Source organism: Streptomyces sp. BE20 (assembly GCF_036322525.1).
Taxonomy (GTDB): Bacteria; Actinomycetota; Actinomycetes; order Streptomycetales; family Streptomycetaceae; genus Kitasatospora.
Genome location: NZ_JAQYWW010001223.1, coordinates 381,640 through 394,351, shown reverse-complemented (window position 1 = coordinate 394,351; position 12,712 = coordinate 381,640). Strand labels below are relative to the sequence as shown.

Genomic DNA, 12,712 nt, shown 5'->3' with positions numbered 1-12,712 from the left:
GACGATCCGAGTAAAGGTGGGGGAATCGCTGTCGCCGGCTCGATCGGCCGTGGTCTGAACCACAGCGCGCACCGGCTTCCGGCGACGCTACCTGCGCTTCCGCCGATTGTCAGCCCCCGGCCGATCGGAATTCGGCATCGGTTCCATCACGTCCGCTCCCCGGGGGCGGCTCCCGCCCAACCCCCGGATATCCCCCCACCGGCCCGTTCACGCCCGGTAGACTGCCCCCGGTGCCGCCGTGACCACGTCGCGGACGGTCACCATGCCTCCTTAGCTCAGCTGGCCAGAGCACCGCTCTTGTAAAGCGTAGGTCGTCGGTTCGAATCCGACAGGGGGCTCAGCACGTCACCCCGGCCGGGCTCCGGCTCCGGACCGCGGGTGGCTCGGCCGACGGCCCCGGGCGATGCGCCCGGGGCCGTTCGCGTGGGCCCGATCGCGTGGGCCGTCGGGCTCGATCGCGTGGGCTCGATCGCGTGGGCCTGTCCCCGGCGGGCGGGGCGGCCACCGGGGCCCGCCCGTCCGCCCGCCACCTTTTTTCTGCGCGCCGCCGCGACGGCCGTCCGGGGCTGCCGGGCCCCCTGCGTGCCGCCGGGCGGCTCCTCGCGACATCCGGACGATTCTCCGAGAACCACAGCTCAGCGGGTCGGCCGGTGCGCCCGGGGCGGTCCGTGGGTCCGGGGGCGCACGGTGACGGATCGGATCAATGGGGATCGTGTGAGACCGGTTCGCCGCTAACGTTGTCACGGTCCGGTCACCTAACGTGCGTATTCCATGACTATCCTGACGTCGCGTCAGGCCCGTGCCGAGAACGAGGTGCACGGTGCCGACCCATTCCCCGGCAGCGGTTTCCCCTGGCTGGCCGGGGTGGTGAGGCTGCCCGCGTACGGAATTGAGCCCTGAGGAAGGAACGGCAGATGGACGCGATGCCCGGCCGGGAGCCGGCGCGGCTCGTGTATCACCCCGCCGGCCAGGATGCCGAGTTGAGAGCCGCGGTCGACGACCTGCGGGTCGGACGGTGGCTGTCCACCCGGACTCTGCTGGACTCGACCGGGCGCGACTGGAGCCGGAGATCGGCGAGGACCCAGGTGCTGAGTGTGGTCGCGCCCCGTTCCGACGCGCTGGAGCACTGGGCCCAGGAGGAGCCGGGGAGTCCCGACCTCGCGATCCTGCGGCTCCGGGTCGAGGTGGAGCGGGCCGCCGCCGCCCACGCCGCGGGACGCCGGGACGCCGTCGAGCTGGAGCAGAACGCGCGGCAGTCGAGCTGGCGCGCGGTGGAGGAGCACCCCGCCGACCCGGTGCCCTGGCTCTGCCTGCTCACCCTCGCCACCCTGGACCCCGAGCAGCGGAGGGCCGAACACCGCGATCCGGGACCGGACATGATGCTGCCGCCGGGCCCCTGGGGCCTGTTCTTCGAGGCGAACCGGCGCGATCCGTTCAACCGCGAGGCGCACGTCCGGATGCTGCGGTACTGGCTGACCGTGCGCCGCTGGTCGGCGACCGACTTCGTCAACTTCGTGCTGCCGAACGCGCCCTACGGCTCGCCGCTGTTCGCGCTGCCGCTGTACCTGTCCGTCGAGCAGTACCGCAGCGACCGGCGGCGGGACATCGCGCGCCGCCAGTGGCTGAGGGAACCCCACCGGGACCGCGCCGTGGCCGCGTTCGAGAGCTGGACCGCGACGGAGCAGCCCGACCAGTGGCCGGTCGTCGACCTGAGCCATCTCGCCCACGCGCTGTGGGCCGGTGTCCGGATGAGGGAGGCCGTCGAGGTCTTCGGTGCCCTCGGGTCGTTCGCGTCCCAGGCGCCGTGGATCCACGTCGCCGACTCCCCGGAACTGGCGGAGAGCCTGCTGCTCACCGCCAGGCACCAGGCCTACGTCGGCAGTTCGAGCGGCCAGAGCTGAACCCGCCCGCCCTGCCGCTTCCCCGTCCGCACGAATCCGTCCCCCCGGAGGTCCGGCGATGCCACCCGCACACGCAACTCCCAGCAGCGACGACAGCCAGCTCCGTCGCCTCGGCTACGAGCCCAAACTCAACCGCAGAATGGGCGAGTTCGGGAACTTCGCGATAAGTTTCTCGGTCATCTCGATCCTCAGCGGCTGCATGACGCTGTTCGGCTTCGGCCTGAACACCGGAGGCCCTGCCGTGATGCTCTGGGGCTGGGTCGGGGTCGGGCTGATGGTCGTCCTGGTGGGCATGGCGCTCGCCGAGGTCACCAGCGCCTACCCGACCAGCGGCGCCCTCTACTTCATGGCCCACCGGCTCGGCGGTCCGCGCTGGGGCTGGGCCACCGGCTGGCTGAACCTGCTCGGCCTGGTGGGCGGTATCGCGGGGATCGACTACGGCGCCGCGTCGTTCGTCGGCGCGCTGGCCAACCTCCAGTGGGGCTTCGAGCCGACCCCGGGCAAGCTGTTCCTGATCTTCATGGTGATCCTGGTGGTCCACGCCGGGCTGAACCTCCGCGGCGTGCGGCTGGTGTCGGTGCTCAACAGCATCTCGGTCTGGTGGCACCTGGGCGGCGTCGTGGTGATCGTCGGCGCGCTGATGATCGTGCCCTCCCAGCACCAGGACACCACCTGGGTGTTCACGCACTTCGTGAACAACACCGGGTGGACCAACCCGATCTACGTGTCCTGCCTGGGTCTGCTGCTGGCGCAGTACACGTTCTCCGGCTACGACGCCTCGGCGCACATGTCGGAGGAGACGACGCGGGCGTCGGTCTCCGCCGCGCGCGGCATCGTCCGGGCGATCTGGGTGAGCTGGATCGCCGGCTTCGTGCTGCTGGCCGGCATGCTGTTCGCGATCCAGGACTACGCGGGCACCATCGACTCGGCCACCGGGGTGCCGCCGGCCCAGATCTTCCTCGACGCGCTGGGCCTCAACGGCGCCAAGGCCCTGCTCGCGGTGGTGATCGTCGCGCAGCTCTTCTGCGGCAACGCCGAGACGGCGGCGGCCAGCCGGATGGTCTTCGCGTTCTCGCGGGACGGGGCACTGCCGGGCTCGGCACTCTGGAGCCGGGTCTCGCCGCGCACCGGGACCCCGGTGGCCGGCGTCTGGCTGGCCGTGGGCGCGGCACTGGTCCTGGCCCTGCCCGCGCTGTACAGCCCGGTGGCGTACGGGGCGGTGACGGCGATCAACGTCCTGGGGATGACCCCGGCCTACGCGATCCCGATCTACCTCCGGCTGCGCAGGGGGAAGGCGTTCCAGGCCGGCCCGTGGAGCCTGGGCCGGTGGAGCCGGCCGATCGGGGTGGTGGCGGTCTGCTGGGTCGCGGTGGTCACCGTGCTGTTCTGCCTCCCCCAGGCGTACCCGGTCACCTCGGACACGTTCAACTACGCGCCCGTCGCGCTGCTGGTGGCGCTCCTGGGCGCGGGCCTGTGGTGGCTGAAGGCCGGCCGTTCCTACAACCCGCCGGTGCAGCAGAGCGCCGAACTGACCGAGCTGACCGGGAGCGTGATCTGATGTCCGGCGGACCGGCCGCCCGTCGTCGGCGGGTGGCCGCTCCCTCCCCGGCGCCCCCGGCCTCCTCGGAGGCGCGCCCGGTCGGTGCCCCCGCCACCGGCCCGCTGCGGGCCCTGGTGCGCGGCGGCGGGGTCGACACCGTGCTGCTGGCGGCGGTGGACTGGCAGGGCCGGCTCAAGGGCAAGGAGTTCGACGCCGGGGTGCTGCTGGACCGGCTGGGCTCCGGGCGGCTCGCCCCGGAGATGTGCGGGTACGTGTTCGACACCGACCTGGGCATGTCGGCGGACGGGAGCGGGGCACTCGGCTCGTGGGGGACGGGGTTCTCCGACGTGGCCCTGGCGGCCGACCTCGCGGACGCTCGGCTGCTGCCGTGGCTGCCCGCGACGGCGCTGGTGCCCTGCCGCCCGGTGTCCGGCGGCGAACCGCTGCCGGTGGCGCCGGACACGCTGCTGGACGACCAGCTGACCCTGCTGGCCGAGCACGGCCTGAGCGTGCAGGTCGGTGTGGAGACGGAGTTCGTGCTCTACGAGGGGAGCGTCCGGGACGCCGCCGGCCGGGACTTCCGCCGGCTGCGCCCGGCGACCTGGGACAACCGGGACTACGCCCTCGACCAGCCCCGCACGGTCGCCGACTTCACCCGGAGCCTGCGCCGGGCCCTCGCGGGCGCCGGCCTGCCGGTGGAGGCCGTGAAGCTGGAGGGCGCCCCCGGGCAGGTGGAGGTGACCTTCCCGTACGGCGACCCGCGGCTCGCCTGCCTCCAGCACGTGCTGTTCAAGCACGCCGTCCGGGCGGTCGCCGACCGGCACGGCCTGGCGCCGACGTTCATGGCGTCCCCGGCCACCGGCACCGGCAGCGGGATGCACCTGCACGTCTCCCTGTACGGGGCGGACGGGCCGGTGCTCGGCGGGCACGACGGTACCGCGCTGTCGGACCTGGGCGAGCAGGCGGTGGCCGGACTGCTGGAGGTGCTTCCGGTCACGGCGCCGCTCTACGCGCCCTACGTGAACTCCTACCGCCGCTTCCGCGACCACTCCTTCGCCCCGACCCGGTTCACCTGGGGCCGGGACAACCGCGCCTGCGCGGTGCGGGTGGTCGGCCACGGCGCGGGCCTCCACCTGGAGATCCGGCTGCCGGGCGCGGACGCCAACCCGTACGCGGCCCTCGCGGCCGTGCTCGCGGGGGTGCGGCACGGCATCGGGAACGGCCTCAAGGCCCCCCGGGCCAGCGAGGGCGACGCCTACCTGGACACGGGGGCGGCGCGGATCCCCTCCCACCTCGTCGAGGCGGTCGGGCCGTTCGAGCGCAGCGAGCTGGCGGCCGGGCTGCTCGGCGACCGGCAGGTCGCCCACCTGGCGGGCCTCGCGCGGCTCGACCTCGACCACCACAACGGCGTCGTCACCGACGCGGAGGTGCGCCGGGGGTTCGCCCAGGCGTGACCCCCGGGACGGCCGGTCGCCGCACGTGAGTGCCGCGGCCGGCCGTTCTGCTGCCCGCCGCGTGGCCCGGTGCGCCTTCGGCCGCGCAACCGTGGGCGCTCCGCCCGGTCGAGGGGCGCACGTCCGCCGGCCTCAGGGTGCGGGCGTCCCGCGGGCGGGCGTTCGGGCGGCCGGGCGCAGCCGCCGGAGGGTCCAGCCTCCGGGGGACAGGGCGGTGGTGCGGGCGGTGAAGAGTTCGGCGGCGCGGCGGTAGGAGAGGCGACCGCGGCCGGTATGGGGGCAGCGGTCGGCGGCGGGGGTGGCCGCGGGGGCCCGCCGGTCGGTGAGGAACAGCGGGCCGGCGGTGCGGCCGGTGAGGAGGAGCGGGAGCAGTCGGGCGGTGCCGGTCTGCCAGCGCAGGGGCGGACCCGGGGGGCGGGTGCGGCGGCCGGGGAGGTCGAGGTCGTCGATGTCGAGGGCGAGGACGGCTTCGGCGGTGGCTCCGCTCTCGTGCAGCAGGCGCCAGAGGGTCTGCTCGCGGAGCGGCGCGCCGAGGGCGAAGAGGGTGTGGAGCTGTTCGGGGGTGAGCGGGGCCGGGGCTGCGGCGTGGGCGGTGTGCGGGCGCAGGCCGGCGGCCGGGTCGGTGTCGATCCAGTCCTGGGCGCGCCACCAGGAGGTGGCGGCCCGCAGGATGGCGAGCTCGCGGGTGAGGGTGCGCGGGTCGGCCTCGCCGGCGCGCCGGTCGGCGGCGGCCAGGAGGCGGGCGGGGGTGTCCGGGTGGTCGAGCCGGGCGAGCGGCAGGACGGGCGGACGGGCGCGGCGCCGCTCGGGGCCGGTGGGGGCGGGGCGGCCGGCCAGGGCCCAGGTCCAGGTGTGCAGGGCGATCCGGTAGACGCGGCGGGAGGCGGCACCGAGCCCGGAGGCGGCCAGGTAGCGCTCGACGGCGACGGCGTACTCGACCGGCGGCTGGGGTGGCATCGGCGTCTTCTTTCCGCAGTAAACAGCGATGTCCGAGGGCGCCGGAGTAGTGCTTGCCATCGCAGTAAATAGCAGGTGGGAGAGGGTGTTTCGGGAGTTTACTGCGGTGGTGGCGCGGTTTCGGGAAAATGAGTCGAATAGGCTCAGGTTTTTCACCGGAAGTCCTTGTCGGCGGCCTTCGTGCGCGGGCAGACTTGGCGCCCGTGACAGGGGAAGCGGAGTGGGGGCGGGCCCGCCGCCGACGGCCGGACGGCCGTCTGGCCGTGCTGGGGGAACGTGATTTCGGGTGGTTCTTCGCCGGTTACGCGACCTCGCTGGTCGGCTCCTCGATGGCGCCGGTGGCCGTGGCGTTCGCGGTGCTCGACGGCGGGGGCGGCGGGACCGAGCTGGGCTGGGTGATGGCTGCCCGGATCCTGCCGATCGTGCTGGTGATGCTGGTCGGCGGGGTGGTCGCCGACCGGCTGGGCAGTCGCCGGGTGATGCTGGGGTCGGACGTGCTGCGCTGCGCGGTGCAGGGCGGGTTCGCGGTGGCGCTGGCGACCGGGCACGCGCCGGTCTGGGCGATGGCGGCGCTGGTCGCCGCCTGGGGGCTCGGCGAGGGGCTGTTCATGCCGGCGCTGGGCGCGTCGGTGCCCGCGCTGGTGTGCCGGAAGGAGCGTCTGCCGGACGCCAACGCCCTGCTGGGGCTGGCCCGTTCGGTGTCGATGGTGGCCGGACCGGCGCTCGCCGGGGTGATCACGGCGGGGTACGGTCCGGGTGCGGTGCTGCTGATCGACGCGGTGACGTACGGGATCGCTGCGCTGGCGTTGGCCCGGACCTCGGCGGTCGGGCCGGGCGGGCCGACCGGGGAGACCGGGGAGGTCGGGGAGGTCGGGCCGGGCGCGGGTGGCGCGGACTCGATGTCGGCCGAACTCCGCGCCGGCTGGACGGAGTTCCGATCGCGGCGGTGGCTCTGGGTCACCACCGTGCAGATGGCGCTCTTCAACCTGCTGGTCTGGGCGCCGTTCCTGGTGCTGGGACCGCTGACCGCGCAGCGCGAGCTGGGCGGGGCGGGGCGCGGGCCTGGGGCCTGGTGATGGGCGTGTACGGGGTCGGTGCGGTGCTGGGCGGCCTGCTGATGCTGGGACGCAGGCCGGCCCGGCCGCTCGCGGTGGCGACGGTGGCGAGCCTCGGTTGGGCGCTGCCCTCCGCGGCGCTCGCGGCCGGGGCGGCACTGGGCTGGACGCTCCTGGCCGCGTCGGTGGCCGGGGCGGGATCGGCGGTCTGCGGCGCGCTGTTCGACTCGACGCGGCAGCGCTGGGTGCCGGCCGGGGTGCTGGCCAGGGTGACCGCGTTCGGCGGACTGGGCGCGTTCGTGCTCGGGCCGCTCGGCCTCGCGGCGGCCGGGCCGGTGGCCGACCGGGTCGGGGTGTCCCGCGTCCTGCTGTTCGGCGCGGGGTGGCAGCTGCTGGCCGGGGCGGCCGTGCTGGCGGTGCGCGAGGTGCGCGGCCGGGGCTGGGACGGGCCGGCGGAGCCGCCGGGCGAGGCGGCGCCGGCTGCGGCGGGCGTGCGCCCGGGGCCCGGCGGGGGGCCCGACTGACCGGGGCCGCCGAGGACCGGCCACGGCACGGCGGCGCGGTACGGCGGCGCGGCGCGGGAGCGCGGTACGGCGGCGCGGCACGGGGGGCACGCCGGGCCGGGCGGTCGTACGGTGGAGGGAGTGCGGGGGCGGACGGAGGAGGTAGGTCATGCCCGGTTCACTCACCATCGGCCACCACGAGGCGGCCGTCGCCCTGGACCACACCGACGCCAAGCGGCTCGCCACCGTGCTGGAGGAACTCGCGTACCTGCTGGAGATCCCGGGGCCGAACCGGATCAACGACGCGCAGCTCGGCGCCCTCTGCGAGGGCCGGACTCCCGACCGGGCGGAACTGTCCCACTGGTCGCGGGCGCTCGCCGCGGAGCTGAAGGGCCGGCTGTAACGGCGGACGCACCGGACCGCGTACCCGGCCCGCCGTACGATGGCGCGCGGGGCGGGTGGTCCGCGCGCGTCCCCCGGGCGACGGGGTGGCCGGCGGCCGGTCCGGCGGGGCTGGGCGGGGGTTCGGACGTGGTGGAGCGGTACGGGGCGGGGCCGATGTCGTGGCTGACGGTGGAGACGCCGCTGCCGAGCGGCCCGCTGCACGTGGCGGTGACGCCGCAGGGGGTGGCGGCGATCGGCTACCTCGGGAACCCCGGCGAACTGCCGCGCTGCGCCGACGACACGAAGATCGCCGCGGTCACCGACCGGGTCGGCGAGTACCTGGCGGGCCGGCGCCGTGAGCTGGACCTGCCGATCGACTGGAGCCTGAGCACCGGGCCGCACCGGGCCGTGCTGCAGACGCTGTTCCGCGAGGTGCCGTACGGGCGGACCATCACGTACGGCGAACTGGCCTCCCGGAGCGGGGTGTTCGGCAGTGTCGAGGAGCCCGGGCTGGCGGCCCGGACGGTCGGGCAGATGATGGCGGCCAACCCCGTCGCGATGCTGGTGCCCTGCCACCGGGTGGTGGCGGCGGACGGGATCGGCGGCTTCGGCGGTGGCCGGGTCGGGATCGACGTGAAGCGCTGGCTGCTCACCCTGGAGGGCGTGCTGGAGCCGACGCTGGACTGGAACGGGCCGCTCTGAAGGGGTGAGCGGCCCGCTCCGGAGCGGTCAGTGCACCAGCTGGACCTCGGGGTGCCCGGCCGGGGCGACGGACGGCAGGGCGGGCGGCGGGGCGAACGGCGACTGGCGCGGCAGCACCGGCTGGACGCCGGAGACCAGCGTGTACTCGACGCTCGCCGGGTCCACGGTCCACTCGGTGTCCGGGCGTTCGCCGAGCGCCAGCTGCACCGCGTTCCAGGGCAGGTTCAGGCCGCAGAGGCCCAACTGGTGCAGGCCGCCGGAGGGGCGGGTGTTGACGTCGATGACCACCGGTTCGCCGTGCAGGTGGCGGAACTGCACGTTGGAGAGGAACGCCATCCCGGTCGCCTCGACCAGGCGGCGGGCGGGGTCGAGGTACCGGGGCGCGGTGGTGAAGGTGCGGCGGCGCCGGTGCTTGCTGCGGCCCACGGCGGCCAGCAGGGTGCCGTCCAGGTCGGCGAGGCAGTCCACCGATATCTCGGGGCCGTCCAGGTAGGGCATGACCAGCAGGTCGGCCGGTTCGCCGGGGTTCTCCCGCGCGGCGTCGGTCAGCGCGGCGGCCACCTGGTCGACCTGGACCCGGCTGTCCCAGCCGGCCAGCCGGTGCAGGCCGAACGGTTCCCTGGTGAGCATCCGGAAGCCCTCGCCGCCGGCGCCGGAGGCGGGCTTCAGGCAGGCGGTGAGGCCGGCCGACTCGATCCGGTCGACGGCGGTGACCAGGTCCTCGGCGGTGCGGACCAGCCACCAGGGCGGGGTGGGGAGCCCGGCGTCGGCGATCGCCGCGTAGCCGTCCGCCTTGCTCGCGAAGGCCGCGATGGCCGCGGCGGGCGGGCAGGCGAGGGAGGTGCCGACCGCCTCGAACTCGTGGCGGTGCAGGGATATCGCCAGCTGGTGCAGGCGGGGCAGGAAGACGTCGACGGAGTGGCGGGCGCAGTAGTCGAGCGCGAAGGCGACGTAGGCGTCCGGGGTGAGGTCGGCGGGTTCCAGACCGGCGTGGTCGGCCGCGGCGAGGACCGGGGAGTCGGGGTCGAGGTGGGTGGCGTGGATTCGGACCGGACGCGGTGCGGCGCGCAACTGTTCGATGAAGAACACGTTCTCGGCGTACGTGCGGTTGAGCCAGACAGTGACGGGGGCGCTCATCAGGCCTCCCAGGGCAGGGGTGAACGAGGGGAGGGCATCCGGTGCGGCCGCGCTCGTCAACTGGCCCCGTGACCCTTGAAGTGGCACCTTAGCGGCCCCTTGCGTCGGCGTGAACGCGGGGTGGGTCCGGCGTGCGCGGCCCGGGAGGCGAACCGGAGGGTCGTGTTCCGAAAGTCGTTGGATCACTTGCTCGAATTAATATCGATCAGACATTCTATTCGTACTATTTTTTCGGTTATCCCGACCACTCGAAAGAGTGATTGCGGATGCCCTCCGAACGGCCCCACCATGAGGGGTGCAAGATGTCACCTCATCGGGCACGGGTATGCGAAGGGCTCCCACATGTCGACCGAAACCAACACCGGTATTCCCGCACCGGGCGGCGCACCGCAGACCCGGGAGCAGCAGAGCCTGGCCACGGAGGCGGCGCGGAACCTCGCGACCACCACCAAGTCCGCGCCGCAGATGCAGGGGATCAGCCCGCGCTGGCTGCTCCGGACGCTGCCGTGGGTCGAGGTCTCGGGCGGCACCTACCGGGTGAACCGGCGGCTGCGCCACACCGTCGGGCGCGGCCGGGTCGGCCTCGACCGGACCGGCCCCGCGGTCCGGGTCGTCCCGCCGACGCTGCGCGAGCTGCCCGTGCTGCGTGGTTTCGAGGACGACGCCGTGCTGGAGGAACTGGCCGGGCGCTTCGTCCAACGCGAGTTCTCCGCCGGTGAGGTCCTGGTCGCGGCGGGCGCGCCGATCGACGAGGTCTTCATCATCGCGTACGGCAAGCTCAACCGGATCGGAACGGGTAAATACGGCGAGGAGGCGGTGGTCGGCACCGTGGCCGACGGCGACCACCTGGGCGACGAGGTGCTCAAGCAGGAGGGCGGCACCTGGACGTACACGGTGCGGGCGGCGACGGCCGGCACCGTCCTCGCGCTCTCCTGGCCCGCCTTCCAGGAGCTCGCGGACCGCTCCGAGGCGCTCCAGCTGCAGGTCATGGAGTACCTCGCCGGGTTCCAGGCGCCGCAGAACAAGCACGGCGAGGCGGCCATCGGCCTCTCCGCCGGCCACCACGGCGAGTACGAGCTGCCCGGCGCCTTCGTGGACTACGAGCTCAGGCCGCGCGAGTACGAGCTCAGCGTCGCGCAGACCGTGCTCAAGGTGCACACCCGGGTCGCCGACCTCTACAACCAGCCGATGAACCAGACCGAGCACCAGCTCCGGCTGACCATCGAGGCGCTGCGCGAGCGCCAGGAGCACGAGCTGGTCAACAACCCGGAGTTCGGCCTGCTCAACAACGCCGACCACGAGCAGCGGATCCAGACCCACTCCGGCCCGCCCACCCCGGACGACCTGGACGAGCTGCTGAGCCGCCGCCGCGGCACCAAGCTGTTCCTGGCCCACCCGCGGGCCATCGCCGCCTTCGGCCGCGAGTGCAACCGGCGCGGCCTCTACCCGGACACCGTCGAGGTCCAGGGCCGGCAGGTGTTCGGCTGGCGCGGCGTGCCGGTCTTCCCGTGCGACAAGATCCCGATCGTCGGCGGGAACACCAGCTCGATCCTCGCCATGCGCACCGGCGAGGACAACCAGGGCGTCGTGGGTCTGCACCAGACCGGAATTCCCGATGAATACGAGCCGGCCCTCTCGGTCCGATTCATGGGAATCAGCGAGAAGGCCATCATTTCCTATCTCGTGAGCGCCTACTACTCCGCCGCCATTCTGGTGCCGGACGCCGTCGGCGTCCTGGAGAACGTCGACCTCTCGCACCACCAGGGCTGACCGGGGCCGGCGAACCGCGTCGCCCGGCCGGGGCACCTGTTTCCGGCCGGGCGACGCCGTCCGCTGCACCGGCACGTCGCACCACCAAGGGGGAGGACCCATGGGAATGTTCACGCTGGAGCGCGACCACCGGGAGGGGCACGAGGCCGAGGACGTCCTCGCCCGTGCCCGCGGCCTGGTCGATCCGGTCCTGCGCGCCGCCGTCGACTCGCTGCCCGGCACCATGCGGCGGGTCGCGGGCTACCACTTCGGCTGGTGGGAGGCGGACGGTTCGCCGGCCGCCGCACCCTCCGGGAAGGCCATCCGGCCGGCCCTGGTGCTGGCCGCCACCCAGGCCCTCGGCGGCAGCCCGGCCTCGGCCACCGCCGCCGCGGCGGCCGTCGAGCTGGTGCACAACTTCACGCTGCTGCACGACGACATCATCGACCGGGACGAGACCAGGCGGCACCGCCCCACCGCGTGGCGGGTGTTCGGCACCACCGAGGCGATCCTCGCCGGCGACGCCATGCACGCGCTGGCGCTGCGCCTGCTCGCCGAGGACGGCCACCCGGCCGCGACCGACGCCGTCCGCCGGCTGGCCGACTGCGTGGTGGAGCTCTGCGAGGGGCAGCAGATCGACTGCGCCTTCGAGCAGCGCAGTGACGTTTCGCTGGCCGAGTGCCTGGCGATGGCCGAGGCCAAGACCGGTGCGCTGCTCGGCGCGGCCTGCGCGATGGGGGCCCGGTACGCGGGCGGCTCGGAGACGGCCGCCCGGGCGATGGACGGCTTCGGCCGGGAGATCGGCCTGGCGTTCCAGCTGATCGACGACCTGATCGGCATCTGGGGCGACCCGTCGGTCACCGGGAAGCCGGTCGGCGCGGACCTCGTCGCCCGGAAGAAGTCGCTGCCGGTGGTGGCGGCGCTGAGCTCCGGGACACCCGACGGCGCCCGACTGGCCGAGCTGTACGGGCTGGAGCGGACGCTGACCGCCGAGGAACTGGCGAGCTGCGCGGCTGCCGTCGAGGGCGCCGGAGGGCGGGCCTGGGCCCAGGGCGAGTCCTGCGAGCGGATGGCCGCGGCGCTGGCGCAGCTGGCTGTCGCGGTGCCCGAGCCGTCGGCCGCCGACGAACTGCTCGCCCTCGCCGAGCTGGTCACCCGCCGCAGTCACTGAGGCGTCCGCCGCCCGGCCGTGGGGGGTGGGACGGCCGCCCCACCCCCCACGGCCGCGCCCGCCGGTCGGCTGCCGCTCCGCTGCGGACCCGTTCCGGGGCCGTGCGTCGACGTTCCGTCCGGGGCCGCAGCTCCGCTCGGCAGGCCCTGCCCAGCAGTC

Annotated in this window: 12 protein-coding genes and 1 tRNA gene; 11 read left to right on the top strand and 2 right to left on the bottom strand. The window is 74.3% G+C overall.

Annotated elements, in window-relative coordinates; all coding sequences use genetic code 11:
• Positions 1-264: 264 nt before the first annotated feature.
• From PUR61_RS44125 to PUR61_RS44105, 5 genes are all read left to right on the top strand, one after another.
• Positions 265-338: transfer RNA gene (locus tag PUR61_RS44125), tRNA-Thr, on the top strand.
• Between the two features lie 433 nt (positions 339-771).
• Complete coding sequence (locus PUR61_RS44120; protein ID WP_329885593.1) at positions 772-900, top strand: hypothetical protein; 129 nt, start codon at positions 772-774, stop codon at positions 898-900.
• 14 nt (positions 901-914) lie between these two features.
• Positions 915-1,901 carry a hypothetical protein gene (locus PUR61_RS44115; protein WP_329885592.1) on the top strand — a complete coding sequence of 329 codons (987 nt, stop codon included), beginning with the start codon at positions 915-917 and terminating at the stop codon, positions 1,899-1,901.
• Positions 1,902-1,959: 58 nt separating this feature from the next.
• Positions 1,960-3,459 carry an amino acid permease gene (locus PUR61_RS44110; RefSeq protein WP_329885591.1) on the top strand — a complete coding sequence of 500 codons (1,500 nt, stop codon included), beginning with the start codon at positions 1,960-1,962 and terminating at the stop codon, positions 3,457-3,459.
• Positions 3,459-4,895 carry a glutamine synthetase family protein gene (locus tag PUR61_RS44105; protein WP_329885590.1) on the top strand — a complete coding sequence of 479 codons (1,437 nt, stop codon included), beginning with the start codon at positions 3,459-3,461 and terminating at the stop codon, positions 4,893-4,895. The genes PUR61_RS44110 and PUR61_RS44105 overlap by 1 nt, the downstream gene beginning before the upstream one ends.
• A gap of 132 nt (positions 4,896-5,027) precedes the next feature.
• On the opposite strand, the gene PUR61_RS44100 is transcribed toward PUR61_RS44105, so the two are convergent.
• Positions 5,028-5,852 (bottom strand): hypothetical protein, encoded by an 825-nt coding sequence (locus tag PUR61_RS44100; protein ID WP_329885589.1) that lies wholly within the window; start codon positions 5,850-5,852, stop codon positions 5,028-5,030.
• 203 nt (positions 5,853-6,055) lie between these two features.
• On the opposite strand from PUR61_RS44100, the gene PUR61_RS44095 reads away from it, so the two are divergent.
• The 4 genes from PUR61_RS44095 (at position 6,056) to PUR61_RS44080 (ending at position 8,496) form a co-directional block, all read left to right on the top strand.
• Positions 6,056-6,928 carry an MFS transporter gene (locus tag PUR61_RS44095; protein ID WP_329885588.1) on the top strand — a complete coding sequence of 291 codons (873 nt, stop codon included), beginning with the start codon at positions 6,056-6,058 and terminating at the stop codon, positions 6,926-6,928.
• Positions 6,928-7,431: a hypothetical protein gene (locus PUR61_RS44090; protein WP_329885587.1), complete on the top strand. Its 504-nt coding sequence runs from the start codon at positions 6,928-6,930 to the stop codon at positions 7,429-7,431. Before PUR61_RS44095 ends, PUR61_RS44090 begins: the two co-directional genes overlap by 1 nt.
• A gap of 148 nt (positions 7,432-7,579) precedes the next feature.
• The gene (locus PUR61_RS44085; protein ID WP_329885586.1) at positions 7,580-7,813 is read left to right on the top strand and encodes a hypothetical protein; all 234 of its coding nucleotides are present in this window, start codon (positions 7,580-7,582) and stop codon (positions 7,811-7,813) included.
• A 155-nt stretch (positions 7,814-7,968) separates the two neighbouring features.
• On the top strand, positions 7,969-8,496 hold the full coding sequence (locus PUR61_RS44080) for a methylated-DNA--[protein]-cysteine S-methyltransferase (RefSeq protein ID WP_329885585.1): 528 nt from the start codon (positions 7,969-7,971) through the stop codon (positions 8,494-8,496).
• Between the two features lie 27 nt (positions 8,497-8,523).
• Here PUR61_RS44080 and PUR61_RS44075 read toward each other — a convergent pair whose 3' ends face one another.
• Positions 8,524-9,633 carry an ATP-grasp domain-containing protein gene (locus PUR61_RS44075; protein ID WP_329885584.1) on the bottom strand — a complete coding sequence of 370 codons (1,110 nt, stop codon included), beginning with the start codon at positions 9,631-9,633 and terminating at the stop codon, positions 8,524-8,526.
• A gap of 342 nt (positions 9,634-9,975) precedes the next feature.
• Between PUR61_RS44075 and PUR61_RS44070 the strand changes: the two genes are divergently transcribed.
• Both PUR61_RS44070 and PUR61_RS44065 read left to right on the top strand, forming a co-directional pair.
• Positions 9,976-11,403, top strand: coding sequence for a family 2B encapsulin nanocompartment shell protein (locus tag PUR61_RS44070; protein WP_329885583.1), 1,428 nt, complete (start codon positions 9,976-9,978; stop codon positions 11,401-11,403).
• A 100-nt stretch (positions 11,404-11,503) separates the two neighbouring features.
• Positions 11,504-12,553, top strand: coding sequence for a family 2 encapsulin nanocompartment cargo protein polyprenyl transferase (locus tag PUR61_RS44065; RefSeq protein ID WP_329885582.1), 1,050 nt, complete (start codon positions 11,504-11,506; stop codon positions 12,551-12,553).
• Positions 12,554-12,712 lie beyond the last annotated feature (159 nt).

Excerpts from the sequence above, each read along its gene's own strand:
- PUR61_RS44120 (WP_329885593.1), top strand. The coding sequence starts at position 772 with ATGACTATCCTGACGTCGCGTCAGGCCCGTGCCGAGAACGAGGTGCAC.
- PUR61_RS44115 (WP_329885592.1), top strand. The coding sequence starts at position 915 with ATGGACGCGATGCCCGGCCGGGAGCCGGCGCGGCTCGTGTATCACCCC.
- PUR61_RS44110 (WP_329885591.1), top strand. The coding sequence starts at position 1,960 with ATGCCACCCGCACACGCAACTCCCAGCAGCGACGACAGCCAGCTCCGT.
- PUR61_RS44105 (WP_329885590.1), top strand. The coding sequence starts at position 3,459 with ATGTCCGGCGGACCGGCCGCCCGTCGTCGGCGGGTGGCCGCTCCCTCC.
- PUR61_RS44100 (WP_329885589.1), bottom strand. The coding sequence starts at position 5,852 with ATGCCACCCCAGCCGCCGGTCGAGTACGCCGTCGCCGTCGAGCGCTAC.
- PUR61_RS44090 (WP_329885587.1), top strand. The coding sequence starts at position 6,928 with ATGGGCGTGTACGGGGTCGGTGCGGTGCTGGGCGGCCTGCTGATGCTG.
- PUR61_RS44085 (WP_329885586.1), top strand. The coding sequence starts at position 7,580 with ATGCCCGGTTCACTCACCATCGGCCACCACGAGGCGGCCGTCGCCCTG.
- PUR61_RS44080 (WP_329885585.1), top strand. The coding sequence starts at position 7,969 with ATGTCGTGGCTGACGGTGGAGACGCCGCTGCCGAGCGGCCCGCTGCAC.
- PUR61_RS44075 (WP_329885584.1), bottom strand. The coding sequence starts at position 9,633 with ATGAGCGCCCCCGTCACTGTCTGGCTCAACCGCACGTACGCCGAGAAC.
- PUR61_RS44070 (WP_329885583.1), top strand. The coding sequence starts at position 9,976 with ATGTCGACCGAAACCAACACCGGTATTCCCGCACCGGGCGGCGCACCG.
- PUR61_RS44065 (WP_329885582.1), top strand. The coding sequence starts at position 11,504 with ATGGGAATGTTCACGCTGGAGCGCGACCACCGGGAGGGGCACGAGGCC.